General features: G+C 72.4%; 24 protein-coding genes. 12 read left to right on the top strand and 12 right to left on the bottom strand.

Annotated elements, in window-relative coordinates:
• Positions 1–10: 10 nt before the first annotated feature.
• From ACWDRB_RS01275 to ACWDRB_RS01245, 7 genes are all read left to right on the top strand, one after another.
• Positions 11–1,060: an AAA family ATPase gene (locus tag ACWDRB_RS01275; protein WP_350722330.1), complete on the top strand. Its 1,050-nt coding sequence runs from the start codon at positions 11–13 to the stop codon at positions 1,058–1,060.
• On the top strand, positions 1,061–2,179 hold the full coding sequence (locus ACWDRB_RS01270) for a DUF58 domain-containing protein (protein ID WP_449891388.1): 1,119 nt from the start codon (positions 1,061–1,063) through the stop codon (positions 2,177–2,179).
• The gene (locus ACWDRB_RS01265) at positions 2,176–4,341 is read left to right on the top strand and encodes a DUF3488 and transglutaminase-like domain-containing protein (protein WP_449891387.1); all 2,166 of its coding nucleotides are present in this window, start codon (positions 2,176–2,178) and stop codon (positions 4,339–4,341) included. Before ACWDRB_RS01270 ends, ACWDRB_RS01265 begins: the two co-directional genes overlap by 4 nt.
• Before the next feature lie 8 nt (positions 4,342–4,349).
• Positions 4,350–5,300: a winged helix DNA-binding domain-containing protein gene (locus ACWDRB_RS01260; RefSeq protein ID WP_449891386.1), complete on the top strand. Its 951-nt coding sequence runs from the start codon at positions 4,350–4,352 to the stop codon at positions 5,298–5,300.
• 66 nt (positions 5,301–5,366) lie between these two features.
• Positions 5,367–5,978 carry an RNA polymerase sigma factor gene (locus tag ACWDRB_RS01255; RefSeq protein WP_449891385.1) on the top strand — a complete coding sequence of 204 codons (612 nt, stop codon included), beginning with the start codon at positions 5,367–5,369 and terminating at the stop codon, positions 5,976–5,978.
• On the top strand, positions 5,971–6,720 hold the full coding sequence (locus ACWDRB_RS01250; RefSeq protein ID WP_449891384.1) for a hypothetical protein: 750 nt from the start codon (positions 5,971–5,973) through the stop codon (positions 6,718–6,720). Before ACWDRB_RS01255 ends, ACWDRB_RS01250 begins: the two co-directional genes overlap by 8 nt.
• A 54-nt stretch (positions 6,721–6,774) precedes the next feature.
• Positions 6,775–8,313, top strand: coding sequence for a heparinase II/III domain-containing protein (locus tag ACWDRB_RS01245; protein WP_449891383.1), 1,539 nt, complete (start codon positions 6,775–6,777; stop codon positions 8,311–8,313).
• An 11-nt stretch (positions 8,314–8,324) separates the two neighbouring features.
• Here ACWDRB_RS01245 and ACWDRB_RS01240 read toward each other — a convergent pair whose 3' ends face one another.
• From ACWDRB_RS01240 to ACWDRB_RS01225, 4 genes are all read right to left on the bottom strand, one after another.
• A complete protein-coding gene (locus tag ACWDRB_RS01240; protein ID WP_449891382.1) occupies positions 8,325–9,443 on the bottom strand; it encodes an FAD-dependent monooxygenase in 1,119 nt (372 codons plus the stop codon).
• Positions 9,444–9,517: 74 nt separating this feature from the next.
• Positions 9,518–10,189, bottom strand: coding sequence for a maleylpyruvate isomerase family mycothiol-dependent enzyme (locus tag ACWDRB_RS01235; RefSeq protein WP_449891381.1), 672 nt, complete (start codon positions 10,187–10,189; stop codon positions 9,518–9,520).
• Positions 10,182–11,006 (bottom strand): fumarylacetoacetate hydrolase family protein, encoded by an 825-nt coding sequence (locus ACWDRB_RS01230; RefSeq protein ID WP_449891380.1) that lies wholly within the window; start codon positions 11,004–11,006, stop codon positions 10,182–10,184. The genes ACWDRB_RS01235 and ACWDRB_RS01230 overlap by 8 nt, the downstream gene beginning before the upstream one ends.
• Positions 11,003–12,043: a cupin domain-containing protein gene (locus ACWDRB_RS01225; RefSeq protein ID WP_449891379.1), complete on the bottom strand. Its 1,041-nt coding sequence runs from the start codon at positions 12,041–12,043 to the stop codon at positions 11,003–11,005. Before ACWDRB_RS01225 ends, ACWDRB_RS01230 begins: the two co-directional genes overlap by 4 nt.
• 48 nt (positions 12,044–12,091) lie before the next feature.
• On the opposite strand from ACWDRB_RS01225, the gene ACWDRB_RS01220 reads away from it, so the two are divergent.
• Together ACWDRB_RS01220 and ACWDRB_RS01215 are read left to right on the top strand one after the other, a co-directional pair.
• The gene (locus ACWDRB_RS01220) at positions 12,092–12,847 is read left to right on the top strand and encodes an IclR family transcriptional regulator (RefSeq protein WP_449891378.1); all 756 of its coding nucleotides are present in this window, start codon (positions 12,092–12,094) and stop codon (positions 12,845–12,847) included.
• 33 nt (positions 12,848–12,880) lie between these two features.
• A complete protein-coding gene (locus ACWDRB_RS01215; RefSeq protein ID WP_363965468.1) occupies positions 12,881–13,648 on the top strand; it encodes a Clp protease N-terminal domain-containing protein in 768 nt (255 codons plus the stop codon).
• Between the two features lie 85 nt (positions 13,649–13,733).
• On the opposite strand, the gene corA is transcribed toward ACWDRB_RS01215, so the two are convergent.
• The 3 genes from corA to ACWDRB_RS01200 are packed head-to-tail and all read right to left on the bottom strand — an operon-like array spanning position 13,734 to position 16,226.
• Positions 13,734–14,852 (bottom strand): magnesium/cobalt transporter CorA, encoded by a 1,119-nt coding sequence (corA, locus tag ACWDRB_RS01210; RefSeq protein ID WP_397365335.1) that lies wholly within the window; start codon positions 14,850–14,852, stop codon positions 13,734–13,736.
• Between the two features lie 14 nt (positions 14,853–14,866).
• Positions 14,867–15,334 (bottom strand): nuclear transport factor 2 family protein, encoded by a 468-nt coding sequence (locus ACWDRB_RS01205; protein WP_350722306.1) that lies wholly within the window; start codon positions 15,332–15,334, stop codon positions 14,867–14,869.
• 7 nt (positions 15,335–15,341) lie between these two features.
• Positions 15,342–16,226 carry an amidohydrolase family protein gene (locus tag ACWDRB_RS01200; protein WP_449891377.1) on the bottom strand — a complete coding sequence of 295 codons (885 nt, stop codon included), beginning with the start codon at positions 16,224–16,226 and terminating at the stop codon, positions 15,342–15,344.
• A gap of 34 nt (positions 16,227–16,260) precedes the next feature.
• Between ACWDRB_RS01200 and ACWDRB_RS01195 the strand changes: the two genes are divergently transcribed.
• Positions 16,261–16,959: a M50 family metallopeptidase gene (locus ACWDRB_RS01195; protein WP_364239216.1), complete on the top strand. Its 699-nt coding sequence runs from the start codon at positions 16,261–16,263 to the stop codon at positions 16,957–16,959.
• A gap of 45 nt (positions 16,960–17,004) precedes the next feature.
• Positions 17,005–18,768, top strand: coding sequence for a protein kinase domain-containing protein (locus tag ACWDRB_RS01190; RefSeq protein ID WP_449891376.1), 1,764 nt, complete (start codon positions 17,005–17,007; stop codon positions 18,766–18,768).
• A gap of 10 nt (positions 18,769–18,778) precedes the next feature.
• Here ACWDRB_RS01190 and ACWDRB_RS01185 read toward each other — a convergent pair whose 3' ends face one another.
• A complete protein-coding gene (locus ACWDRB_RS01185; protein WP_449891375.1) occupies positions 18,779–21,001 on the bottom strand; it encodes a thiamine pyrophosphate-dependent enzyme in 2,223 nt (740 codons plus the stop codon).
• A 195-nt stretch (positions 21,002–21,196) separates the two neighbouring features.
• Here ACWDRB_RS01185 and ACWDRB_RS01180 point away from each other — a divergent pair, with 195 nt between their 5' ends.
• Positions 21,197–22,546, top strand: a complete 1,350-nt coding sequence (locus ACWDRB_RS01180) for a hypothetical protein (RefSeq protein WP_449891374.1) — start codon at positions 21,197–21,199, stop codon at positions 22,544–22,546.
• Between the two features lie 50 nt (positions 22,547–22,596).
• Here the strand turns inward: ACWDRB_RS01180 and ACWDRB_RS01175 are convergent, their stop codons facing one another.
• The 4 genes from ACWDRB_RS01175 to ACWDRB_RS01160 all read right to left on the bottom strand — a co-directional run bounded on the left by ACWDRB_RS01175 (position 22,597) and on the right by ACWDRB_RS01160 (position 25,748).
• Positions 22,597–23,451 carry an ABC transporter permease gene (locus tag ACWDRB_RS01175; RefSeq protein ID WP_350722296.1) on the bottom strand — a complete coding sequence of 285 codons (855 nt, stop codon included), beginning with the start codon at positions 23,449–23,451 and terminating at the stop codon, positions 22,597–22,599.
• Positions 23,452–23,453: 2 nt separating this feature from the next.
• Positions 23,454–24,431: an ATP-binding cassette domain-containing protein gene (locus tag ACWDRB_RS01170; protein ID WP_449891373.1), complete on the bottom strand. Its 978-nt coding sequence runs from the start codon at positions 24,429–24,431 to the stop codon at positions 23,454–23,456.
• 1 nt (position 24,432) lies between these two features.
• Complete coding sequence (locus ACWDRB_RS01165) at positions 24,433–25,071, bottom strand: PadR family transcriptional regulator (protein WP_449891372.1); 639 nt, start codon at positions 25,069–25,071, stop codon at positions 24,433–24,435.
• An 83-nt stretch (positions 25,072–25,154) separates the two neighbouring features.
• Complete coding sequence (locus tag ACWDRB_RS01160; protein WP_449891371.1) at positions 25,155–25,748, bottom strand: SACE_7040 family transcriptional regulator; 594 nt, start codon at positions 25,746–25,748, stop codon at positions 25,155–25,157.
• Between the last annotated feature and the right edge of the window lie 39 nt (positions 25,749–25,787).

The raw sequence follows: 25,787 nt of genomic DNA, 5'->3' as shown, positions 1-25,787 counted from the left end.
GGGGGCTCAGTTGACCCAGTACAACTATCAGGACCAGTTCGAGCAGACCGTGCAGCCGTACCAGCAGCAGGGGCTGGAGCAGTCCTACCAGCAGCAGCCGCAGCAGAGCGCGCAGCTGGCCGGGCAGTTCGCGCAGCGCTTCCAGCTGCTCGCCGGCAACATCGAGCGCATCATCCGGGGCAAGCACGAGGCGATCGAGCTGGCGCTGATCAGCCTGTTCTCGGAGGGGCACCTGCTCGTCGAGGACGTGCCCGGCACCGGCAAGACCACGCTGGCCAGGTCGCTCGCGGCCAGCGTGGACGCCGAGTGGCGGCGCATCCAGTTCACGCCTGACCTGCTGCCCAGCGACATCACCGGCGTGTCGATCTTCAACCAGGCGCACCAGAAGTTCGAGTTCCACCACGGGCCCGTCTTCGCGAACATCGTGCTCGCCGACGAGATCAACCGCGCCTCGCCGAAGACCCAGGCCGCGCTGCTGGAGGTCATGGAGGAGCGCCGGGTCACGGTGGACGCCGAGCCGCATCCGGTGCCCAGGCCGTTCATGGTGGTGGCCACGCAGAACCCGGTCGACATGGACGGTACGTACCCGCTGCCCGAGGCCCAGCTCGACCGCTTCCTGATGAAGATCTCCGTCGGCTACCCCGACCACGTCTCCGAGGTGGAGGTGCTCAAGGGCATGCCGACGGGGCCGCAGGTCGAGCGGCTGCCGGTGGTGGCGCGGTCGTCGGACGTGGCCGGGATGATCGACTTCGCCTCCCGGATCCACGTGGCCGATGCCGTGTACGACTACATCGTCGCGCTGTGCTCGGCCACCCGTACCAGCCCTCACCTGCGGCTCGGGGCCAGCCCTCGGGGCAGCCTGGCGTTGCTGCGCGCGTCCCGGGTCAAGGCCGCCGCGGCCGGTCGGCACTACGTCGTGCCGGAGGACGTGAAGGCGCTGGCCGCGCCCGTGCTGGCGCACCGGCTGATCCTCACGCCCGAGGCCGAGCTGCGCGAGGTCACCGCCGCGGCCGCGCTCGGCGAGATCCTCGCCGGGATGCCGGTGCCGCAGGCGGCGTAGGTGCCCACCCCGCCACCGGCTCCCTGGCAGCGGCTCACCGCGGTGCTGACCCCGCTGGGCTGGGGGACCCTCGCCGGGTCCCTCGCGCTGTACGCGGCGGGGTTCGCGCTCGGTTACCCCGAGCCCGTCGTGCTCGCCACCGGCGGCCTGCTCGCGCTGGCCGCCGCGCTCGCGTGGACCGCCCCCAGGCCCAGGCTGGAGGTGCGGCGCGAGGTCACGCCCCTGAAGGTGCCGCGCGGGGAGGCCGCCGTCGCCGTCCTGAACGTGACCAACCTCGGCCGCCGGGGCCTGTCCGGCCTGCGCGCCCAGGACCGGATCGGCGCGGCGGAGCACACCGTCGACCTGCCCAGGCTGCCGAAGGGGGCCGTCCGCACGGTGTCGTACCCGCTGCCGACGGACGCCCGCGGCGAGATCCCGGTGGGGCCGCTGCTGCTCGTCCGGGCCGACCCGTTCGGGCTCACGCGCCGCGTCAGAGCGTACGGCTCGCCCGTCACCCTCCTGGTACGGCCCCGCACGGTCGCCCTCCCCGTCCCCCCGTCCGGCCGGGCCCACCACCTGGAGGGCCCCACCAGCGACAACGCCCCCAGCGGCACGGTCACCTTCCACACCCTGCGCGAGTACGTCGTCGGCGACGACCTGCGCCACGTCCACTGGCGGTCGAGCGCCCGCACCGGGACGCTCATGGTCCGCCAGCTCATCGACGCCAGCCTCCCGACCACCACCGTCGTCCTGGACACCCGCGACCTCACGGAGCTGGCCGTGGACGCCGCCGCCTCGGTCGCGCTCGCCGCCGCCACGGCGGGCTTCCCGGTACGCCTCGTCACCGGCGACGGGCCCGTGCCGGACGCCAAGGACCCCGAGACGGTGCTGGACCGCCTGGCCCTGGTGTCGACGGGCACGGGCGGCGTCACGGAGCCGACGCGCCTGGCCCGGGGCGGCGGCTCCCTGGTCCTGGTCACCTCGGACCCGGCGGAGGCGGGGCGCGTCGCGGGGGTGCGCCGCCGCTTCGACCGCGTCATCTGCGTCTACGTGGGCCCCGGGGCGGTCGCGGTCCCCGGGGTGGCGGTCCTGCCGATCGGCTCCCTGGACGCGCTCCCGCTCGCGTGGGGATCCCGATGACCACCCAGACCCCCAGGCGCGGCCGCCGGCACGGGCGCGCGCCGGACGCGGTCACGCCTGGCGAGGCGGCCGGAGGCCGGACGGGCAGTGCGCCGTCCGGGGGCGTGGCGGGTGGGGCGTTGTGGCGGCGGATGGCGGGGGCGGCGCTGGTCGCGGCCGTCGCCGGGGTGGCCGGGTGGGGGTTCCATCGGGTGTTCCCCGGCACCGAGCTGCTGACCGCCGTGATCCCCGCGGCCACCGCCCCCGCCGTCGTCGCCGCGACCCTCGGCCGGCGTCCCCTCTGGCTGGCCCTGCTCCTGGACGTCGTCCTCTGGTTCGCCGGCACCGTCCTGCTCTACCAGGCCCCGAACCCGGGTGTGTTCGCCGACGTGGCGAACTCCTGGCACGCCCTGCTCACCACCCTCCTCCCCGCCCAGCCCGAGCCGCACCTCCTCGTCCTCGTCCACACCCTCGTCTGGGCGGCCGCCGTCATCGGCGCCGAGACGCTGGCCCGCACCCGCACCAGGATCGCCGCCGCCGTCCCGGCGCTGGTCGTCTACGGCACGGCGCTCGTGCTGGGCGTGGACGGCGAGGGCTCGAACGTCCCCGTGGCGGGCGCGCTGTTCGTGCTGATCGCCGCGCTGGCCCTGCTGCGCGACGACCGTTCCCCGCTCTGGCTCCTGGCCGGGTTGCCGGCCGCCGCCGCGCTGGCCGCGCTGGCGCTGGTCGTGGGCCCGCTGCTGCCCATCGCCGCGCACCCGTACAACCCCCGGCAGGACGCCGACCTCCCTCCGCCGCGGCGCGTCGACAGCGTCAGCCCGCTGGACCGGGTCTCGGCGTGGCTGCAGATCCCCGACAGGGAGCTGTTCACCGTCAAGGCCGACAAACCGCTCAACTGGCGGCTGGCCGTGCTCGACCGGTACGACGGCGTCCGATGGACCACCGGAGCCCGGTTCCAGCCCACCGGCGGCCGGGTGCCCGAGGCGGACTGGACGGGCAAGGCGGACGTCGTCCATCAGAAGGTGACGTTCGACGGGCTCCCGGGCACCTGGCTGCCCGCCGCCGAACGGCCGGAGCGGGTCGAGGGCGTGCGGGGGCTGGTGGTGGACCCCGAGAGCGGCGCGCTGCTGGCCGGTGCCAAGCCCGCCAAGGGGTTCAGCTACGAGGTGACCTCGAAGGTGCCCCGGCCGTCCAAGCAGGAACTGCTCGACGCCACGCCCGCCGACGACCCGGGGCTGACCGCGTTCCCGGCCGGGCCGCAGCAGCGGCTGTTCCGCAAGCTCGCCCAGGAGGCCACCAAGGGCGCGACCGCGCCGATCACGCGGGCGTACCGGCTGCAGAAGTACCTGCGCACCAACGCCAGTTACGACGTCACCGCGCCGCCGGGGCACTCGCTCAAGGGGCTGGAGTTCTTCCTGCAGACCACGCACCGGGGGACGTCGGAGCAGTTCGCGACCACGTTCGCGCTCATGGCCAGGACGCTCGGGCTGCCGTCGCGGGTGGTGGTGGGGTTCAGGCCGGGCCAGACGTCCGGCGGGATTTATCACGTTAAATCTGGCCATGTGATGGTGTGGGCGGAGATCAAGTTCGACCGGCTGGGCTGGCGGCCGTTCTACCCCACGCCGGGCCGCAGCGGCGCCAAGGACGACCATGACGTCGTGTCCTCGGCCATCGAGGAGAGCGAGGAGCTGGAGGGCGAGTTCACCCAGGGCGGGAGCGACCGGCCGAAGACCTCCCGGCCGCAGGCCACGGGGAACGGCGAGGAGCCGTCGAACGGCCCGGCGGTCTGGCTGATCGCGTCGGTGGCGGGCGGGGCGCTGCTGGTGGCGTACGCCGGGGTGGTGGTGGCCCTGCCGTGGTGGCGCAGGCGCAAGCGCCGCCGGGCCGAGGGGCCCGAGCAGCGGGTGCTCGGCGCGTGGCGGCAGACCTGCGACGACCTGGGGCTGAGGGGCCGGTACGCTCTGACGGCGGCGGACGTCGTCGCCGGGCAGGCAGGCTCGGGTGATATTTCCACGCACATCCAGCCATTGGCTGAAATTTCGAACTTCGTCCGGTACGCCCCCGACGCCGTCACCGAGGACGCCGCCACCGCGGCCTGGCAGCGCAGCGACGCCATCCGCAGAGCCGTACGCGCCAGAACCCCCTTGACCACCCGCCTGCGCAATCGCCTCCTGCTGAGATGACGGTGAACATGAGAAGCGTGGAGTCCCAGCTCCTGCACCGCCCCCCGGGCCTGGCGGCCGGCGAGATCGTCAGACATCTGGCGGCGATGCAGGCCCAGGACGTCCCCTCCGCCCTGCTCGCCTTCCGCGCCCGCTCCGCCACCCTCACCAGGCAGGACGTCGAGGCCGCGGTGACCTCCCGCGAGATCGTCAGAACCTGGGGCCCGCGCGGCACCCTCCATTTCGCGCACGCCGACGACCTGCCCTGGCTGCACGCCCTCACCGCCCGCGCCACGAACACCCTGCGCCGCCTCCACGAGGAAGGCGTCACCGGCGACGACCTGCTCGGGCTCATCGCCGGCGCCCTCGAAGGCCAGGGCCCGCTCACCAAGGCCGACCTGGAGGAGCGCCTGGCGGGCCGGGCCACCGGCCAGGGCGTCGTGCACCTGGTGGGGCTGGCCGCGCACCACGGCCTGGCCGTGCTGGGCCCGCTCCGCGCGGGCAAGCCCACGTACGTGCACGCAGCCGACTGGCTGGGCGCCCCCATCACCCCCGAACCCGACCGGGACCGCGCGCTCACGGAGCTGGGCACCCGCTACCGCCGAGCCCACCGGCCCGCCGAGCCCGAGGACCTGGCCGCCTGGTCGGGCCTGCCGCTCGGCGAGGCCCGCACGGCCTGGCGCCTGAGCGCCGCCCCTCCGCCGCCCGCCCGCACAGAGGAGGAGCCGGTGGCCCGCCTCGCGCCCGCCTTCGACGAGTACCTGATGGGGTGGCGCAGCCGCGACCCGATCCTGGCCGCCGAGCACGCCAGGAAGGTGTTCCCGGGGGGAGGCATCCTGCGGCCGGTCGTGCTGGTGGGCGGGGTGATCAGGGGCGTGTGGGGGCGCAAGGGCGCGCGGGCGAGCGTCGAGCCGTTCGACGAGCTGCCGGACGGCCTGCTCGACGCCGAGATCGCGGACGTCCGCCGTTTTCTGGAATGAGAGCGTGAAAGCAAACCGGTGCATCGGGTGATAAGAGATGACCACTGATTCACCGGAAGGCAGCGCATGACGGGGGAGACCATCGCGACGCCGGCGGCATGGACGGCTCGCGCGCACGTCCACGGGGGGACGCGCAGCTCGCCGCCGAACGTTCTCGACGACGCCGACGGCTTCGCCGCGGTGTTCGGCGCCCACTTCGGCGAGATCCACACCTACGTCGCCCAGCGGCTCGGCCCCGATCACGCCGAGGACGTCGTGGCCGAGACGTTCCTCACCGCGTTCCGCAAGCGGGCGCAGTACGACCCGGCCCGCGCGAACGTGCGCGCCTGGCTGTACGGCATCGCCACGAACCTCATCGGCAAGCACCGCCGCCTGGAGGCCCGCACCCTGCGCGCGCTCGGCCGCTGCGCCCCCGACCCCGAGTCCCCCGGGCACGAGGACTCGGTCGCCCGCCGCGTCAGCGCCCAGAGCCTGCGGCCCGAGCTGGCCGCCGCCCTGGCCGAGCTCGACCGCCGCGACCGCGACGTCCTGCTGCTCGTCGCGCTCGCCGGGCTGAGCCACGACGAGATCGCCACCGCGCTCGGCATCCCGTACGGCACCGTCGGGTCCCGCCTGAACCGGGCCAGGAAGAAGCTGCGCGCCCTGCTCGGCGAGATCGAGGTGTTCGTCCGTGGATGAGATGGAGCACATCAAGGACCTGTACGGCCGGCCGCGGTCCGATCCGGACGCCCAGGCCAGGGTGTGGCGGCGGGTGGCGGCGGCGCGCAGGCGCAGGCGGCTGTCGTGGCTGGTGCTCCCCGCCGTGGCGATGGCCCTGGCGGCGGCGTTCGTGATCTATCAACCGGCACCCTCCGGACGATCCGTGCTGCTGGCGGCGGCCGGCACCGCCGCCTCGGGCCACGTTCCGGACGGGACGTACTGGCACATCAAGAAGGTCCGGGACGGGTCCCAGGTGGTCGGGCTCTGGGCGGCCAGGGACGGCCGGGCGTGGACCCTGGAACACGGCCGGATCACGCAGGTCGAGGGACGGTCGGCGTTCAGCATGGCGGGGCGTGACCTGACGTTCCAGCAGATCGAGAGCCTTCCCACGGACCCGGACGCGCTCAGGGAGCGGGTGGCGGGCATGCTGCCGTCCAAGGGCCTGCTCGCCGACGCGCTCAGCGGCCTGCTGTGGACCAAGCCGTCCCCGCCCGCCGTGCGCGCCGCCGCCTACCGCGCGCTCGCCGACCTGCCCGAGGTCCGTTACCTGGGCGAGCGCGACCGCGGTGAGGCGTTCTCGTACACGCTGCCCGACGGCACCCAGCGGACGCTCGTCATCGACCCGGCGACCTCGCAGGTGCTCTCCCGCACCGACGACGGGCCGTCCCCGGGCACAGAGCGCGTGATCGAGGCGGGCTGGACCGACCGGGGTCCCCGCTAGAGCATTCCGACGCCGGCGCGTGGGTTTCGCGCGCCCTGAAACAGGAGTCCCGACGTGTTCTGGCGTGCGATCTCGGGCAAAGCCATCTGCCTGAGCGACCAGTTTCCCTTGATCAAGGTGGAGGAGGTGATGCGCGGGCAGGTCACGTTCGTCGGCCTGCCGCCGGTCGAGCTGGGCACGGACGTCGACTGGACCGCGAACCCGCACGGCAACCGCTCCTGGGCGCTGAACCTGCACACGCTGCGCTGGATGGGCCGGCTGGTCGCCGAGTACGAGCGCACGGGCGAGCCCGCGTACCTCGACCGCGCGAGCAGCCTGGCCGAGCACTGGATCCGCGAGAACCCGCACGGCGGCCGCGAGGTCAGCCCGTGGGCGTGGGCCGAGCACGCGGTCGCGTTACGCGCCCCCGCGCTCGTGTGCCTCAGCGAGCACGTGCGGAGCCGGGCACTGTGGAACAGCCTCGCCGAGCACGGGGAGATCCTCGCCGACTCGTCGCTCTACCGCGCGGGCCACAACCACGGCCTGGACCAGGACATCGGGCTGCTCGTCGTCGGCTGCCGGCTCGGCCGGGCACGCTGGCGCGATCTGGCCATCCGCAGGATGACCGCCTCCGCCGAGCTGGCCATCGACGCTCAGGGGGTGCTGCAGGAGCAGGCCCCCCGCTACGGCCTGTACGTGCACCGGCGGCTCGGCACGGCGCTGCGGGCGATCGGCGAGAGCGGCGCCGCACCGCCCCAGCGGCTCATCGCCCGGCGGGCCGCGCTGGAGGCGTACGTCGCGCACGCCACCCAGCCCGACGGCCGCCTCGCCCCGATCGGCGACAGCCCGGCCGACACCCGCGCCGACGGATTCCCGCACGAGGGGCCGGTGGTGCGGGTGTTCGACGGCGGGTACGTCTTCGGCAGGACCGCCTGGGACGACCCGCGGTCCGCGTTCTACTCGATCAGGTTCGGGCCCGGGCGGCGGCTGCACGGGCACGAGGACCACCTCGGCGTCACCTACGGCGCCCAGGGCCGCCGGATCCTCGTCGAGGCCGGGTTCCACTCCTACGAGCGCACCGGGTACGTGGAGTGGACGCGCTCGCCCGAGGCGCACAACGTGCCCGTCGTGGCCGGGACCTTCCGTCCGGGGACGGCCACGCGGCTCGTCGGATCGTCCGTCGAGCCGTCGCGCCAGTCCTTCGAGCTGGCCGACGACGCCTACGGGGTGACCAGGACCCGGCGCGTCCTCGTCAACCACGGGCCCGACCTGATGGCCGTGCACGACTCCGTCGAGGGCGGGACCCTGCGCAGCCTGTGGCACTTCGACCCGTCGCTGCAGGTGGTCTCCCGGGGCGACGGCCGGGTGGTGCTCGGGGACGGGGACTGGCGGGTGACGCTGCTGCAGCTCCCGGGGGAGGAGCAGGGGGTGCGGCCCGGGCTGGTCTCGACCGGTTACCTGCGGACCGCCGAGGTGGCGACCGTGGTGTCCCCCGCCGCCCCGAGCGTGCTGACCGTGATCGTGCCGGGCGCGGCCGATCCGCGCGTGTCGGTCTCCGGCGACGCGCTGACCGTCCACACCCCGGACGGCCCCGTCACGCTTCACCCGCCGTAGACGCAGACCCGCTATCTGTGGCGGACCGCTGGACGCGGCCCACCGTACAGCCAGTCGACGTAGTCGTGGCCGGCCGGGTCCCTGGTCCGGAACAGCTCGTTGCGCAGCACCCGGGCCACGCCGTCCACGTGCCAGATGTCGCCCCACAGCCGCGCCGTCGTCTGCACGCGCGCCGTCCTCGGCACGCGGATCTCCTGGTACGCGGCCAGCGCCCGGTCCCAGTCGCCGGCCGCCGACTGCTCGGCCAGCTCGTGGGCGTCCTCGATGGCCTGGCAGGCGCCCTGGGCCAGATACTGGAGCATGGGGTGGGCGGCGTCCCCCAGGAGGACGAGCCTGCCCCGCACCCAGGTGCCGATGGGCGGGCGGTCGAGCATGGGCCAGTGGCGCTCTCGCCACAGGTACGGCAGGCCCTTGCCGATCGCGTCGCAGCAGCCGTCGAAGGCCGCCTCCAGGTCGCCGGGGCCGCGGAAGACGGCCACCTGGTTGAGCAGCTCGCCGCCGCGCAGGGCGTACTGGACGAAGTGGCAGCCGGGGCCCAGGTACGCGACCACGTCGGAGACGTCGAAGTCCTCCGGAAGCGGACGGGTGCCCCTATAAGCGACAAATCCGGAATCGTGGAGTTGGTCGGCGACGAGCTGCGCCCGCAGGACCGACTGCAGGCCGTCCGCCGCGACCACCACGTCACCCTCGTGCACCTCGCCGTCCGCGCAGCGGGCCCTGGCGCTTCCGGCGTCCACCCGCTCGACGTGCCGGCCGTTCAGCAGCTCCACGCCCGCGGCCGCGCAGGCCCGCAGGAGGACGGCGTGCAGGTCGCCGCGGTGCGCCACCACGTAGGGGCCGCCGTAGCGGTGCCGAAACCCCTCGCCCAGGTCGAGGTGGGTGAGCTCCTCACCGGTCAGGGCGTCCATGAAGACCAGCCGCCGGGGGAGCACACCCCTCTCGATCACCTGGTCCAGCAGGCCCCAGCGGTGGAGCACGCGGGTGGCGTTGGGGCCGAGCTGCAACCCGGCGCCCACCTCGCCGAACTCGGCCGACCGCTCCAGAACCCGGACCGTCCGCCCGGCCCTCGCCTGCGCGAAGGCGGCCGCCAGCCCGCCGATGCCGCCTCCGACGACGACCACCTCGACCACGAGCACTCCTCTCCACCGACGACGCCCGCGCCCGGCCCGAGCCTTCAGAGCCCGGGCCTTCAGAGCCCGGGCCTTCAGAGCCAGCGGCCGATGGCGGGGGCGGCGGGGTCGGGGGCGGGGCCGCGCCCGGTGACCCAGGCGGCCAGCTCGGCGGCCGTTCCCCGCACCTCCGGCAGGCCGTCCCCATCGGATGGCCAGGTGGTGAGGCGGTCGGTGGGGCGCAGGACCATCGCGGGTTCCTCGCCGCGCCGTGCCCACAGCGCCGTCACATCCTTGACCAGCGCGTCCACCAGCTCGCCCGGCAGATCCTCGAACCGCCCGCCCAGGTCCACGCCGTGCACCCACACCTCGCGGGTCCGCAGCCACACCACCTCGGACGCGGGCACGAGCCGCCCCTGAGCGGTCCGCACCCGGGCCTCCCACCGGTCCCCGGACAGCTCGTCCAGGGCGTCGCGCAGCTCCTCGGACGTCTCCCTGGCCAGGCTCTCCAGCGCGGCGGCGTCCAGCCGGGCGGCCAGGTCCTCGATCTCGGCGTCACGGGCCTCGGCCGAGGCGTACATCGGGCGTTCCTCACCCGTACGCGCCCAGTGCACCAGCCTGCCCAGAGCGCGGGCGTTCGCGGCGACGTGCGCCACCACGTGCCGTCCCGACCACCCGGGCAGCCGGCTCGGCCGTCCGAGGTCGGCACCGCGTACCTGTGCCTCGAAGTACGCGGTGCCGGCGTCCGTCCAGCCCAGGTCAGGCATCTCGGCGTGCCACGTTGACCAGCTCGCCGAGTCCCGCGATCCGGGTCACGACCTTGTTCCCGTCGGCGAGGTAGCGCGGAGGCTTGCGGGCGTGGCCGACGCCTCCGGGCGTGCCGGTGGCGATGACGTCCCCGGGCTGGAGCGTGATGATCCGCGACACGTACGAGATCAGCTCGGCCGGGCCGAACACCAGGTCGGACGTGTCCGTCTCCTGCACCACCTCGCCGTCCACCTCGCACTGCATGGTCATCGTCACGCCCTCGAGCTCGTCCGGGGTGACGAGGTACGGGCCGAACGGCGTGCTCGACTCGAAGGTCTTGCCCTGGAGCCACTGCAGCGTGCGGTACTGGTAGTCGCGGGCGGTCACGTCGTTGATCACCGAGTAGCCGGCGATGGAGGCCGCCGCCTGCTCGGGCGACACGTTCCGGGCCGCCGTGCCGATGATCACCGCCAGCTCGGCCTCCCAGTCGACGGCGTCGGAGACGGCGGGCAGCGCGATGTCGTCGTACGGCCCGACCAGCGCCTCGGCGAACTTGGCGAACAGAGTCGGATGCTCCGGCAGCTCCCGCCCCATCTCCAGGATGTGGTTGCGGTAGTTGAGCCCCACGCAGACGATCTTCCCCGGCCTCGGCACGACGGGGGCGAGGCCGGCCGTGGACAGGGGATGCCGGGGCCCGTCGGCGGCGGCCGCCACCTCCCGCCAGCGCGGATCGGCCAGCAGCGCCCCGACGTCGGGCGCGCCGACCTCCACGGCAAGGTCGCCGTCGATTCTGGCGGCGGTCGTACGGTGCGGCAGCCGCAGCGTCGCGAGCCTCACACGAACTCCTCTCGATATTGACGCAGGCCCTCGAAAACGGGCGTGTCAGCGAAACGGAACAGGTCGAAACGGGTCTCGGCGCGGAACGACCACGCGCACCACGAAGGCACCACGACGAGGTCGCCGCGCGACAGCCGCCGCTCCGCGCCGTCGAGGGTCACGAACCCCTCGCCGTCGAACACCTGGTACACCGACGACCCCACCTCTCTCCGCGCGGCCGTCGCGGTCCCCGCCCGCAGCCGGTGGAAGTCGGCCCTGATCGTCGGCATGACGTCGCCGCCGGTGGTGGGGTTGGTGTAGCGGACGGCGGCGTGGCCGGGCTCGACGGTCCCGGGGTGGCCCTCGTCCTCCAGCGCCAGCTGCTCGTCCAGCGCCCGGTCGGTGTGCTCCCAGCGGTACGCGGCGATCGGCGAGCTGGGCGTGGCTTGCAGCGCCGAGACGGGACGCAGCCCCGGGTGCGCCCACAGCCGTTCCGAACGCGACACGCTCGGCGTCGTCACGTCGGTGACCTGGTCGGGGCCGAACTCGAAGAACGAGGTGTCGGTGTGGTGCACGAGCGGGATGTCCAGCCCGTCGATCCAGGCCATGGGCGCGTCGGTGGTGTTGTGGTGGCCGTGGAAGTGCCAGCCGGGAGTCAGCAGGAAGTCGCCGCGCCGCATGGCGACCGGGTCGCCGTTCACGACGGTCCAGACGCCCTCGCCCTCGACGACGAAGCGGAAGGCGTTCTGGGTGTGGCGGTGCTCGGGGGCGACCTCGCGCGGCCCCAGGTACTGGATGGCCGCCCAGAGGGTCGGCGTCGCGTACGGCATCCCGCCCAGGCCGGGGTTGGCCAGCGCGATGGCCCGCCGCTCCCCGCCGCGCCCGACGGGCACCAGCTCGCCGGCCCGCTCGGCCAGCGGGTAGAGCGTCTTCCACTCCCACACGTGCGGGCGCGCCTTCGGCTTCGGGTGCTCCGGCATCAGGTCGCCGACCTGCGTCCACAACGGGATCAGGTCTTCCGCCGCGAAGTCGGCGTAGAGCCTCTCCTCTGGGTTCATGGAGCCCACGCTAGGAGGTGATTCTGTATACGGCACTAGCATTCTGCTATGAAGAACAGGCCCGCCTACGCCCTGGGCTCCGTCGACAACGTGCTGCTGCTCCTGCACATGCTGCGCGACCAGGGCCGCCTCAAGGTCGCCGACGTCGCCAGGGAGCTGGGCATCGCCCGCTCGACCGCCCACCGCCTGCTGGCCATGCTCGTCTACCGCGACTTCGCCGTGCAGGACGAGCAGCACACGTACCTGCCGGGGCCGTTCCTCACCTCGACGCAGGCCGGCGCGGGCGGGGCGGTCCTGCGCGAGCTGCGCGCCCGGGTCAGGCCGGCGATGGAGGCGCTGTGCGCGCGGGCCGCGGAGACCGTGAACCTCATGCTCCGGGTCGGGACGGAGGTGCGCTTCCTGGACAGCGTGGAGTCGTCGCAGATCCTGCACGTCGGCGACCGCCGCGGCACGATCCTGCCCGCCCGCCGGGCCTCCGGCGGCAAGGTCCTGCTCGCCACCCTGCCCCCCGACCAGCTCCGCGACCTCTACCCCGACCTTTCCGACCACGAGCGCGCGACCCTGACCCGTGAGCTCGACGACGTCAGGGCCCGCGGCTACGCGCTCAACATCGACGGCACGGAACGCGGCGTCTCCGCCATCGGCGCGACCCTCCGCAACGGGAACGGCGTCGCCCTGGCCGCCCTGTCGATCTCGGCCCCCTCGGCCCGCTTCGGCCCGGACCGGGTGGGGTTCTTCGCGGCTCAGCTGAAGGCCGCGGTGAGGGAGGCCGAACAGGCGCTGACCGATTTCCCCGACGCTTGACGTGTGTAACCCCATGGGGGTTATCGTAGGGGTATGCCAAAGATTAACGTCTACCTGCCGGACGAACTCGCGGAAGCGGTCAAGCAGGCCGGGGTGCCGGTGTCGGCGGTGTGCCAGCGCGCGCTGGAGCAGGCGGTCCGCCGGGTGACCGCCATCAGGGAGACCGTCCTGAGCGACCTCGACCTCGAAGAGCCGACCGGGGCGCTGAGGCACCTGACGCCCAGGACGCGCACCGTCCTCAAACTGGCCGCCGACCAGGCCAGGGCGGAAGGGGCCGCAGCCGTCGGCACCGAGCACCTGCTGGGCGCCATGCTGAGCGAGGGGACCAACCTGGCGCTGCACGTCCTGCGGGCCGTGGAGATCGACCCCGAGCAGGTCGGACGCGACCTCGCCCGCCACCAGCCCGCCCCCGGCGCGGCCGGCGGCTCGGAGCCGCGCAACTTCAGCGGGGCGGCGGCCAACGCGCTGGAGTTCGCCGTCACGGAGGCGACCTCACTCGGCCACAACTACGTGGGCTGCGAGCACCTCCTGCTCGGTCTCGTAGCCGAGCCCGACGGGACCGCCGGCCAGGTCCTGCGCGGGCTGGGCGCCGAGCCCAGGCTCACCAGGCGCGCCGTGGTGGCGGCCCTGGCCGGGTACGTCCACCTGCGGGCGCAGACGCAGCAGGACGCCGAGGCCCAGGGCGACCAGGGCCGGCCCGCCGCCGTCCAGGCGATGCTGTCCGCCGCCGTCCGCCAGGAGCTGCAGCCCCTCGTCCAGCGGCTCGAGCGGCTGGAAGCGCACGTGGGACTGGACGGCTGAGGATCGCGAGGTGTCCGCCGCCATCCGCGTCACCCTGGTGGCCCTGATCGTGGTCGGGATCGTGATCGGGGCCACGTGGTGACGCTCAGAGCCAGTCGCGGCGTTTGAAGACGAGATAAAGGGTCAGACAGACGGCCGCCATCAGCACGATCGCGAATGGGTACCCGAATGCCCAGTGCGTTTCCGGCATGAAATCGAAATTCATCCCGTAAATGGTTCCGACCAGCGTCGGAGCGAACAGGATGGCGGCCCAGGCGGAGATCTTCTTGACCTCCTCGCCCTGCTGGATGCTCGCCTCCGTCATCCGGGCCATCTCCGCGTTCTGCGCCTGCGTCACCAGCGTCGAGTTGACGACCAGGATGTCCTGCAGCATCTGCCGGAACGCGGAGATCCGCTCCGACACCGTGATCGCGTGGTCGGCCACGTCACGCAGGTAGCTCTGCAGCTCGTCGTTCATCCCGTGCTTGGAGGCCCCCGCGATGAACGCGTGGAGCATGCCCACCAGCGGCGCCGTGGCCCGCTGGAACTCGATCACCTCGCCGGACAGCTCGTAGACCCGCCGCGACACCGACGGGTCGCCGCCGAAGACCTGGACCTCGATCTCCTCGATGTCCTTCTGCAGCCCGGCCACCACCGGGGCATAGCCATCGACCACGGCGTCGAGGATGGCGTACAGGACGGCCTGCGGGCCCTGCCGCAGCAGCTCGGGCTCGGACTCCATGCGCTTGCGGACGGCCTGGAGGTCGGGGGCCTCGGCGTGGCGTACGGTGATCACGAAGTTGGGGCCGATGAAGACGTGCACCTCGCCGAACGCGACCTCCTCCACGTCGTCCAGGTAGCGCGCGGCCCGCAGCACCACGAACAGCGTGTCGCCGTAGCGGTCGGCCTTGGGCCGCTGGGAGCCGACGATCGCGTCCTCCAGCGCCAGCTCGTGCAGCTCGAACTCCTCGCCGAGCTTGACCAGCTCCCACTCCTTCGGCCGGTAGAGGCCGATCCAGGCCATGCTGTCCGGCATCTCCTTGAGCCGCTCGAAGGCGTCGGCCAGAGAGCCGGGGGTGTCGACGCGCCTGCCGTCGCGGTAGATGGCGTTGTCGATGACGGTCGGCCGGTAGGGCCGCTCCTCCGTGGCACGCGGGTCCATCGAGTGCTCGGGCGCTTCCTCGTGGACGTCGCCGCTGCGCCTGAACCCCTTCACCCTGGCCATGGCCCTCCCTGGACCTAAGAGAGCTCGTCGAGCCGTTGCGTGGCGCGGTCTCTGATGGTCTTGCGCCACATCGGCGTCCAGCCGAACAGCAGCCCGTGCGGCCTGCCCAGCGCCATCTTCGACCAGCGCCTGAAGTCGAATTCGTCGTGGTGGCGGACGATCAGGTCGCCCTCGAACCTGAACAGCGCGTCGATCTCGTTGACGACCTGGCGCCCGGTCCTGGAGAAGGTGTAGCGGGACGTCCAGTGCGCGGTGCCGGTGAAGTCGTCGGCCGTCACGTCGCCGTAGGTGGATCTGAGGCCGTCGCGCACGCCGAGCTGCAGCCGCCACATCGTCATCACGCGGTCACGCCCCTCGACCTCCTGGAAGATCGGATCGCCGAAGCTGACCTCGGGGTGGTAGCAGCGCTCCATGGCCGCGAAGTCCGCGCGCCCCAGAGCGTCGTAGAAAGCGCCGATGAGCGCGACGTGCCGATCGTTCACTCCTCTATCAGATCATGGCCGCTGCGTTGCCCCAGCACACCGCCCGCAACCAGGCATCGCCCAGGTCGAGCCGGGCGAGCGCGTCGAGCTGATGGGCGTAAGGATATGGAATCGTCGGGAAGTCACTACCGAGCACCACCTTGCCTGAAATGCCCAGATCAAGCAATGCCGGCCGCAGCCGCGCGGGGAACGGCATGCCCAGCTCGGCGAAGTCGGTGAACGCCATCGTGGTGTCCAGCGCGACCCGCTCGTAGCGGGCGGCCAGCTCGAAGAACGGGTCGTACTCCGGCATCCCCAGATGCGCGATCACCACCCGCAGCCGCGGATGCCTGCGCAGCACCTCGCCGATCGGCCCGGGGCCGATGTGCCCGCCCGGCACGGGCACCGAACTGGCGTGCGTCACCACCGGCACCCCGGCCTCCGCCAGCAGCCCCCAGACCTCGTCCAGCTCGGCGGCCCGCGGGTCGAACCCGCCGACCTGCAGGTGCACCTTGAAGATCCTGGCCCCGTCCTCCAGTGCCCGGCGCACGTACTCCACGACGCCAGGCTCGGGGTAGAAGGTCGCCGAAGGGAGGCATCCAGGTGTACGGCGGGCGAAATCCAGCGTCCAGGCGTTGAGATCGAGCGCCATGTCCGGCTTGTGCGCGTAGGCGAGAGCGGGGAACGTGCGCACGCCCATGGCCCGCAGCAGCGCGACCCGCTCCTCCGCCGGCCACTCGTACTCGATCTTCCAGCCGTTCCCCATCAGCGGGCCGCCGTGCCTGAAGTGGTGCCACACCCGCCGTTCCATCCGCTCCGGCAGGAAGTGGACGTGCAGGTCGATCAGGCCGGGCAACCCGAGCCCGCGCCACCAGTCCGGAATCCGGGCGTCAGAATCTTGTTCTGTGGCCACGCAGGAGACTCTACCTGGATAGGGTTTCTCCTCGATGGAACAGCTCTGGGCCCACCTGATCAAGGTTCAGCCTGACCCCGACCCCTGGGTCGTGGGGGTCTCGGCTCTCGCCGCGTTCGTGCTCGTCGGTTTCCGCATGCCCTGGCAGGTGACCAGAGGCCTGATCACGATCGCCCACGAGGGCGGCCACGCGCTGATGGCGCTGGTCACCCGGCGCAAACTCGAAGGCATCCGCCTCCACTCCGACACCTCCGGCGTGACGCTGACCAGGGGCAGGCCCACCGGGCCCGGCATGGTGCTGACCGCGCTCGCCGGCTATGTGGCGCCTCCGCTGCTGGGGCTGGGCGCCGCCTGGCTGACCGAGATGGGGCACATCACGCTGCTGATCTGGAGCGTGCTGCTGTTCCTGGTCTGCATGCTGCTGCTGATCCGCAACCTGTACGGCGCGCTGATCCTGCTCGCCACCGGCGGCGCGGTGTTCGCCCTGATCATGTACGCGCCCGCCGAGGTGCAGCAGGTCGTCGCCCTGGTCGCGGTCTGGTTCCTGCTGTTCGGCGGGATCAGGCCGATCATCGAGCTGCAGCGCAAGCGGAGCAGGCGGCAGGCGCGAGACTCCGACGCGGACCAGCTGGCCAGGCTGACGTTCCTGCCCGGGGGGTTCTACGTGTTCCTCTTCCTGCTGGTGTCGGTCGCGTCCGCGGCCTTCGGCGCGTACCTCATGAATCCGCTCTAACCCCCAAAATTCGCACTAAACTCGCCTGCAACAGGGGGGAGTGCCGTGCTGCCAGTCGAGGACGCGCCCGGCTACCGGGTACTCGATCAGGCGGGCCAGGGCGGCTTCGCCGTCGTGTACCGCGCCTACCAGGAGCGCCTCGACCGGGTCGTGGCGCTCAAGGTGCTGTCCGTCGACCGGGTCGACCAGCGCACGATGCGCAGGTTCCAGCGCGAGCTGCAGCTCACCGGCCGCCTGACCGGCCACCCCAACGTCGTCACCGTCTTCGACACCGGCGTCACCCGCTCCGGCAAGCCGTACATCGCGATGGACTACTTCGAGAACGGCTCGCTGCGCGACAGGGTCCGCAAGGAGGGGCCGCTGCCGGTGCCCGACGTGCTGCGGGCCGGGGTGAAGCTGGCCGGGGCGCTGGCCGCCGTACACGAGGCCGGGGTCCTGCACGGCGACATCAAGCCGCAGAACATCCTCGTCTCCCGGTACGGCGAGCCCGCCATCGCCGACTTCGGCGTGGCCCGGGTCGTGGACTCCTCGGAGATCTCGGCCACGTCGCAGGCGTTCACCCCGCTGCACGCCGCCCCCGAGGTGCTCACCGGCCAGCCGCACTCGGCCTCGACCGACATCTACTCGCTCGGCTCGACCCTCTACCACCTGCTGGCCGGCCAGCCCGCCTTCCACAACCCGACGGACCCGTCGATCGCGCCCCTGATGTACCGGGTGCTCAGCGTCGAGCCGCCCCCGATCAACCGCTCCGACGTGCCGCCGCCGGTCCTCGAGACGGTCATGCGGGCGATGTCCAAGCAGCCCGAGGTGCGGTACGGGTCGGCGCGGGAGCTCGCCCGGCGGCTGCAGGAGGTGCAGGCCGAGCTGGGCCTGCCGGTGACCGACCTGGTGGGCCAGGACCCCGGCCCGGGACCGGCGATGTCCACGGTGCCCCGCCCCCGCCTCGACGACCCGCCCACCGGCGAACCCCAGCCCCCGGGGAGCCCTCAGCCCCCGGGGAGCCCCCAGCACACGACCACGGGCAACCACCTGCCATCCACGGGCAACCATCTCCCGACCACCGGCAACCACCTGCCCGGCGGCCCCGGCCGGCCGTCGCCGTTCGCCCCCGAGGCGCGGCCGTCGCCCTTCGCGCCGGAGGCGCAGCCGTCACCGTTCGCGCCGGAAGCGCGGGCGGCGGGCACCGGCGGCATGCACGCCACCGGCCGGCACGGGCCCGGAATCGCCGGCCTCCCTGGGGGCGGGCATCCGGGCGTGCCCACACCACCCGCGATCGCCTCGGCCACCACTCCGCCGGGGCGGGGCGGGATGACCGCGCCGGGCGGAGGGGGGCGCCTGCCGCGGGGCCTCGTGATCGGCGCCGCCGTGGCGGCCGTCGTCGTGGGCGGCACGAGCGCGGCCGTCTACCTGTCGCTCCAGCAGAACGAGCCATCACAGACCACCCAGCCCTCGGCGTCCGAGCCGGGCACCCGGGACACCGAGGCCATCGACAAGCAGTCCGTCGCCGCGCTGACCCCGCGCGGCCTGAAGGTGACCGCCGACCAGGGCGCCCTCGTCGAGCTGAAGTGGACGCTCCCCGCGGCCGCCCGCCGCTACCCGGTGGTCCTCCAGCGCTCCCCGCTCAAGAGGGGCGAGCAGGCCGTCACCGCCCTGGGCCAGGGCGCCACCACGACCCGCGTCGCGGGACTGGACCCGAGCACCGGCTACTGCTTCCTGGTGGGCGTCCTGCTGCGCGTCTCGGAGAGCTCGACGGTCGCCTGGTCGAAGCCCACGTGCATCAGGGGCGCCGTCGCCCGCTCGAACCCGTAGCCCGCGGCGGTCACCCCAGGAGCTTGCGCGCCGCCTGCTCGATCTCCGCCTCCGACAGCAGCACGTGCTCGGCCGCCCCGCCCAGGGGGATGAAGCTGTCGGACGAGGTCACCCGCGCCAGCTTCCCGGTGAACCCGGCGTCGGCCAGCTCCGCAATGATCCCCTCCGACACGCCGCCGGTGTGCCGGGTCTCGTCGGCGATCAGCACGTTGCCGGTCAGCTCGGCCGCCCGCAGCAGGTCGTCCATCGGGAGCGGCGCCAGCCAGCGCAGGTCGAGCACGCGGCAGCCGTACCCCTCCTGGGTCAGCCGCACCGCGGCCCGCAGGCTCATCCGCACGCCGTTGCCGAACGTCACGATCGTCAGGTCGCGCCCGTCGCCGTAGGAGCGCGCCTGCCCGATCGGCACGTGCGTCTCCGGCCAGCGCCCGGGCGCCGCGTACGGCGCCAGCCAGCCCCCGTCGCCCTCCTCGAACAGGTCGCGCGTGTGGTAGAGCGCGATCGGCTCCAGGAACACGCACACCGACCCGGACGTGCGGGCCGCCGCCAGGCACGTGCGCAGCATGGAGGCCGCGTCGTCGGGGCGCGCGGGCGAGGCGATGACCAGGCCGGGGATGTCGCGCAGCGCGCCCACCGCGTTGTCGTTGTGGAAGTGGCCGCCGAACCCCTTCTGGTAGGCGTACCCGGCCACCCGGACCACCATCGGGTTGGTGTAGGAGCCGCGCGAGAAGAACGACAGCGTGGCCGCCTCCCCCCGGATCTGGTCGAGCGCGTTGTGCAGGTAGGCGAGGTACTGGATCTCCGGCACGGGCAGCAGCCCCGACACGCCGGCGCCGAGCGCCAGCCCCAGGATGGCCTGCTCGTCCAGCAACGTGTCGAACACCCGGGCGGCGCCGAACCGCTTCTGCAGCCCCCTGGTCACGCCGTAGACGCCGCCCTTCTTGGCGACGTCCTCGCCGAACACGGTCATCTCGGGGTAGACGGCCAGCGTGTCGGCGAGCGTGCGGTTGATGGCCTGCGAGAGCGTCATCGGCTTGTCGTGCTCGGGCAGCGCCCCGGCGAACGCCTTCTCCCGGTCCGGGGCCGGGGCCGCCATCGGGCTGATCTTGGCGATCAGCTCCGGCTTGCGCGGCGCGATCGGCTCCATGACCTCCTTGGCGGAGCCGAGCCGCGGGCTGCGCGTCGTCTCCAGCGCGATCCGCAGCACGTGCTCGCGCTGGGACTCGTACGTCCTGAGCAGCTCTTCCGGCGTGCTCTGCCCGGCCTCCACGAGCAGCTGCGCCGTGCGCACCAGCGGGTCGCGCTCCAGGTCGGCCCTGATCTCGCGCTGCGTGCGGTACGCCTGCTCGACGTCGGAGCCGGCGTGCCCCATGAGCCGCACGGTGGTCAGGTGGAGGAAGGCGGGGGAGCGGCGCTCGCGGACGTGCCGGGCCGCGCGGACGGCGGCGTCGTACGCCGCGGCGAGGTCGCAGCCGTCGGCGGCGAAGTATTCGATCCCGGGCCGGCGCAGGGCCGACTCCACCCAGCCCTTGGGCGTGCGGACGCTGATGCCGATGCCGTTGTCCTCGCACACGAGCAGCAGCGGCATCGCCTGGCCCTGGTAGGTGGCGTAGGAGGCGGTGTTGAAGCCGCTCAGGGCGCTCGCGTGGTTGATCGAGGCGTCGCCGAAGCTGCACACCGCGACCGCGTCGGCGGGCCAGCGGGCCTGATCGCCGATCGCCGCCGCGGCCCGCTCGATGGCGAACGCCACGCCGACGGACCTGGGCAGGTGGCTGGCGATCGTGGAGGTCTGGGGGATGACGGCCAGGTCGGGATGGCCGAACACCTTGTGCCGGCCGCCCGCGATCGGCTCGTCGGCCGCCGCGGCCAGGCCCATCAGCACGTCGCGGATGCCCTGCTCGGGCAGCCTGCCCGCCTGCTCGGACCTGGTCAGGTAGAACGCGCCGGAGCGGTAGTGGAGCAGGGCGGGGTCGGTGGGCCGCAGGGCGGCGGCGACGGCCGCGTTGCCCTCGTGGCCGGCGGAGCCGATCGTGTAGTAGCCCTCGTCCCGCTCGCGCAGCCAGCGGGCCGCGATGTCCAGCAGGCGGCTGTCGAGCTGACGCTGGAACAGCTTCATGCACTGCTCGCCGGTCAGCGAGCTGCCCTCGCGGACCGGCAGCCCCGGATCTCGCGCGGGGCCCGCCTTCAGCGTCGCAACCGCCTGGGTGAAATGAGTCTCAACTGTGTCGCGCGCCACACCTCGATTATGTCTTTCATCGGCGCCGACGTCTGCCGGACGTGGCTGACATGTTGTGGACCGGTCCGTTTGACCCCGGCATATAACGGTTTGTCAGATTCCTAAACCTTCCGGTCGGCGCGTACGTCTACTTAATTGACACACGTGGCACCCTCAATGCCGCGTTGAACCGTTGGGTCTCTGGAAGGAACCCGCATGTTACAACGCATTCGTGTGGCCGCCCTTGCCATAGCGCTCGGAGCCGGAGCCCTGGTCATGGCTCCCTCCGCTGCGACGGCGGCCGCGGATCCCGTCATCACCCGAGTCGGGATCAGTCCCAATTCTCCGATCGACGTCACCAACGGCGCGGTCACGGCCACGTTCGGCTTCGCCACCAAGGGGGCCGACAAGGCCGAGCTCCAGCTCAAGCCCCCGGGCGACATCAGCGTCGGCAAGCCCGTCGACCTGACGTCCACCAAGGACGGCGACTGGACGAAGTGGTCCGGCACCAGGTCCTTCGACTCCACGAACGTCGGCACGTGGAGCTGGCTCGCCGTCGCCGGCGGCGCCTCCCGCGGCGGCACGTTCGAGGTCTCGGTCAAGAAGGTCCTCGACACCAAGATCGTCGACTTCGACGCCAGCCCCGACTCCGTGGACAAGGGTGACCTGATCAAGGTCTCCGGCCAGCTCCTCGCCGACGACAAGGGGTACGGCGGCCAGAGCGTCGCCATCACCTTCCGCGAGCGCGGCACCGACGCCTACCGCCAGGTCACCAAGGTGACGACCGGTGGCAACGGCTGGTTCAGCGCCACCGTGCGGGCCGACGAGACGGGCTGGTGGCGGGCCGAGTTCGCGGCCACCTCCGCGGCCAAGGGCTCGGTCAGCGACACCGACCGGGTCGACGTCAGGCGCGGCGTCCTGAGCAGCAGGATCGCCGGCTTCGACGCCCGCCCGGAGCCCGTGGACAAGGGTGACCGGCTCACATTCAGCGGCGCCCTGCTGGTCGAGGACCGCGGCGGCGTGGCCGGCGAGCGGGTCTCGATCTTCTTCAAGGCCGACGGCTCGTCCAGGTGGGAGTACGTCACCAGTGACGTGACCGGCCGCGACGGCCGCTTCTGGGCCTCCGCTCCCGCGGAGACCTCGGGCTGGTGGCGGGCCGAGTACGGCGGCACCCGCGGCATCCGCGGCTCGGTCAGCGACGCCGACTGGGTCAAGGTCAACGAGCCGGCGCCGCCTCCTACGGCGTCCAAGGCGGACACGCGGCTGATCAAGTTCAACGCGTACCCCGAGCCGGTCAAGCGCGGCAAGTACCTGAAGTTCAAGGGCCGCCTGCAGGTCTTCGACGAGGGCTCCTGGGAGGGCTACTCGGGCAAGGTCGCGCTGTTCTTCAAGCCCGCGGGCTCGAAGAAGTGGCAGTACGTGAAGACGACCTGGTCGAACGACGGCGGCGGGCTCTACACCAAGGTCAAGGGCTGGAACTCGGGCCGCTGGCGGTTCGTGTTCGGCGGTGACGACGACACCTACGGCGCCACCAGCCGCTCGGACTACGTCCGGGTGAAGCGCTGATCTGACCGAAGGACGAGGCCCGGGACACACCGCCCCGGGCCTCGTGCCGTCTACTCCGCCCGCCTGAACTCCGCGATCCCCACCCCCAGCAGCGCCAGCCCCAGGGCCGCCACGAGGCCGAGCTCGAGCATCACCGGCACCTGGAAGTCGAACCACCGGACCCCGGGGTTCAGCACCGCGTCGACCTGCGCCGGCACGTCCAGGTGCGAGAAGACCGCCTGGCGCAGCGGGTCCACCGCGTACGTCATCGGGTTGACCACGGTCAGCACGTGCAGCCACGACGGCAGGTTGGCCAGCGGGAACATCGCCCCCGACAGGAACATCATGGGCATGATCGCCATCTGCATCAGACCGAAGAAGGTCTGCATGTTCTTCATCCGGGCGGCCAGCATCACCCCGAAGGCCGTGATCGTGAACGCCGCGAGGAACATCTCCGCCAGCAGCGTCACGAAGAGCGCGGGCGAGTAGGGGACCCCCACCAGCCCCGCCATGGCCAGGATGAGGATGCCCTGCCCGGTGGCCACGATGGCGCCGCCCAGGCACTTGCCGACCACGATCGCCCCGCGCGAGACGGGCGCGACCAGCATCTCCCTGAGGAAGCCGAACTCGCGGTCCCACACGATGGAACCGGCCGAGAACATCCCGGTCATGATCACGGTCATGGAGATCATGCCGGGGTACATGAACGTGCGGTAGTCGATCCCGGGGATCGCCCCCCGCACCAGTGACCCGAGCCCCGTGCCCATGACGAACAGCCAGAGCACGGGCTGCACCAGCATGGACGCCATGCGGGTGCGGTCGTTGACGAAGCGCAGCATCTCCCGGTGGAGCACGACCTTGATCGCCCGCAGGTCGTGACCGGCGCTGCGGACCGGCACGCGGACGCTGATGGCCTCTGTCGCCATGACTATCGCCTCGCCATCGCTCTCATGAACGCCATGTTGCCGTCGCCGGCCTCGGCGTCGCGGATCGTGGAGCCGGTGTAGGACATGAACACGTCGTCCAGGGACGGCCGCGACACGCTCACCGATTTGATCGGCATGCCGAGCTCGGCGAACAGCTTCGGCACGAACTCCTCGCCCGAGGCCACCGCGAACGTCACCGCGCCCTCGCGCACGGCCGCCTCCAGCCCGAACCGCTCCCGCAGCGCCTTGATCGCCTCCGCGTCGTCGGGGGTCTGGATCTGCACCCGGTCCTTGCCGACGCTGGCCTTCAGCGCCTCGGGCGAGTCGATGACGACGACCTCGCCGTGGTCGATGATCGCGATTCGGTCGCAGTACTCGGCCTCGTCCATGTAGTGCGTGGTCATGAAGATGGTGATGTCCTCCAGGAGCCGCAGCTGGTTGATGTAGCCCCAGATGGCCGAGCGGGTCTGCGGGTCGAGCCCCACGGTGGGCTCGTCGAGGAAGAGCACGCGCGGGGAGTGCAGCAGGCCGCGGGCGATCTCCAGCCGCCGCTTCATGCCGCCCGAGAACGTCATCACCTTGGCGTCCTTGCGGTCCCACAGCGCGACCATCTCCATGACCTGCCGGATCCGGTCGCCGACCATGCTCTTGGGCACGCCGTACAGCTCGGCGTGGAAGCGCAGGTTCTGCTCGGCGCTCAGGTAGCCGTCGAGGGTGGGGTCCTGGAAGACCAGGCCGATGTTCCTGCGGACCTCGTCACGGTCCCTGACCACGTCGTGGCCCGCCACGGTGGCGCTGCCGCCGGTGGGGTTCACCAGCGTGCAGAGCATGCTGATGGTGGTGGTCTTGCCGGCGCCGTTGGGGCCGAGGAAGCCGAACACCTCGCCCGGGCGCACCTCGAAGTCGACGCCTTTGACGGCCTCGACCTTCCCGTACGTCTTCCGCAGGCCGCGCACGGCGACCGCCGCGTCCGCCGCCATCTCAGCCCTCCGCCAGGATCTGGAACATGGACTTGCGCGTCTTCTTGATCAGCTCCTTGGCCGCCGCGATCTGACGCTCGTCGGCCGTGTGGACCAGGTGGGAGAACGCCTCGTTGAGCTGGGCCCAGAGCAGGCGCAGCTCGTGGTGGTCCGGTGGCACGGCCGTGCGGGCGACCTCGTCCCACGGCGCCTCGTCGGCGTACCTGGCCGCCTGGCCGCGCCCCTCCTCCGTCAGCCGGTACGTACGGCTCCCGCCGGACTCGTCGCCGGACACCAGGCCCTCGTCCTCGAGCTGCTGCAGCGCCGGATAGACGGAGCCGGGGCTGGGCCGCCACACGCCGTGGCTGCGCTCCTCGATGCCCTGGATCATCTGGTAGCCGTTCTGCGGCCCTTCGAGGAGCAGCGCCAGCAGGGCGGCCCGGACGTCGCCGCGGCGCACCCGCGGAGGCGGCGTCTCCCAGTGGACCACGGTGCCGAAGTGGGGCCCGGGCGGGGGCGGCGCGAACGGCGGGCCGAAGCCGCCCGGCCCCGGCGGTGGACCGGGCGGCGGGCCCGGTGGTGGGCCCGGCGGTGGACCGGGTGGGTGCGGGGGGAACGGGGGGTGGGGGTGCGGGGCATCCCAGAAGTCAGGCTCTTCCATGATTACCTCCAACTATCGAGATATCTTGACGATATATCTAGATAGTTGGCACGGGAAGGGCATTTCGGGCAGATCCCTGGAAGTTAGCGAGCGCTAACAGCGGCGGTGACGGCCGCGCGCGCCATGGCGTGCAGCAGCGGCCGCATGTCCCCCGCGCCCAGCTCGCCCGCGCTGTGCGGCGTGGAGTTGAGCAGCCCGAACACGGCGTGCGTCGCGGCCCGCAGCCGCGCCGCCGGGCACGCCGGGTGCAGCTCGGCCAGCACGGTGACCCACTCCTCGACGTAGAGCCGCTGCAGCCGCCTGATCTGGCGCCGCTCGGGCTCGGGCACGTTGCCCAGCTCCCGGTCGTGCACGGTGATCAGCGCCGGCTGCTCGAGAGCGAACGTGATCTGCACGTTGAGCAGCGCGTCCAGCGTCTCCTGGGCATCGGGGTACGAGGTGACCACCGCGGCGGCCGACTCGCGCAGCCGCGAGCTGACGTCGAGCAGCATCTCCGACAGCAGCGCGTCCTTGCCACTGAAGTGCCGGTAGAGCGCGGGGCCCGAGACGCCGACCGCGGCGCCGATGTCCTCGATCGAGACGCCGTGGAAACCGCGCGCGGCGAACAGCCGGGCCGCCGCCTCCAGGATCTCCCCGCGCCTGTTGCGGCGATTCCGGGTAGGGGCGGTAGTGGTCACGTCTCACATGCTAGACGACTACGTTAATGATGACTAACA

The organism is Nonomuraea sp. NPDC003707, assembly GCF_053587055.1.
This window is presented reverse-complemented; position numbering and strand designations above follow the sequence as displayed.

Bases quoted from the DNA above. Each gene is read 5' to 3' on its own strand.
- ACWDRB_RS01265 (WP_449891387.1), top strand. From the start codon at position 2,176: ATGACCACCCAGACCCCCAGGCGCGGCCGCCGGCACGGGCGCGCGCCG.
- ACWDRB_RS01235 (WP_449891381.1), bottom strand. From the start codon at position 10,189: ATGCCTGACCTGGGCTGGACGGACGCCGGCACCGCGTACTTCGAGGCA.
- ACWDRB_RS01195 (WP_364239216.1), top strand. From the start codon at position 16,261: ATGGAACAGCTCTGGGCCCACCTGATCAAGGTTCAGCCTGACCCCGAC.
- corA (WP_397365335.1), bottom strand. From the start codon at position 14,852: ATGGCCAGGGTGAAGGGGTTCAGGCGCAGCGGCGACGTCCACGAGGAA.
- ACWDRB_RS01220 (WP_449891378.1), top strand. From the start codon at position 12,092: ATGAAGAACAGGCCCGCCTACGCCCTGGGCTCCGTCGACAACGTGCTG.
- ACWDRB_RS01260 (WP_449891386.1), top strand. From the start codon at position 4,350: ATGAGAAGCGTGGAGTCCCAGCTCCTGCACCGCCCCCCGGGCCTGGCG.
- ACWDRB_RS01255 (WP_449891385.1), top strand. From the start codon at position 5,367: ATGACGGGGGAGACCATCGCGACGCCGGCGGCATGGACGGCTCGCGCG.
- ACWDRB_RS01175 (WP_350722296.1), bottom strand. From the start codon at position 23,451: ATGGCGACAGAGGCCATCAGCGTCCGCGTGCCGGTCCGCAGCGCCGGT.
- ACWDRB_RS01165 (WP_449891372.1), bottom strand. From the start codon at position 25,071: ATGGAAGAGCCTGACTTCTGGGATGCCCCGCACCCCCACCCCCCGTTC.
- ACWDRB_RS01215 (WP_363965468.1), top strand. From the start codon at position 12,881: ATGCCAAAGATTAACGTCTACCTGCCGGACGAACTCGCGGAAGCGGTC.
- ACWDRB_RS01225 (WP_449891379.1), bottom strand. From the start codon at position 12,043: ATGAACCCAGAGGAGAGGCTCTACGCCGACTTCGCGGCGGAAGACCTG.
- ACWDRB_RS01180 (WP_449891374.1), top strand. From the start codon at position 21,197: ATGTTACAACGCATTCGTGTGGCCGCCCTTGCCATAGCGCTCGGAGCC.
- ACWDRB_RS01170 (WP_449891373.1), bottom strand. From the start codon at position 24,431: ATGGCGGCGGACGCGGCGGTCGCCGTGCGCGGCCTGCGGAAGACGTAC.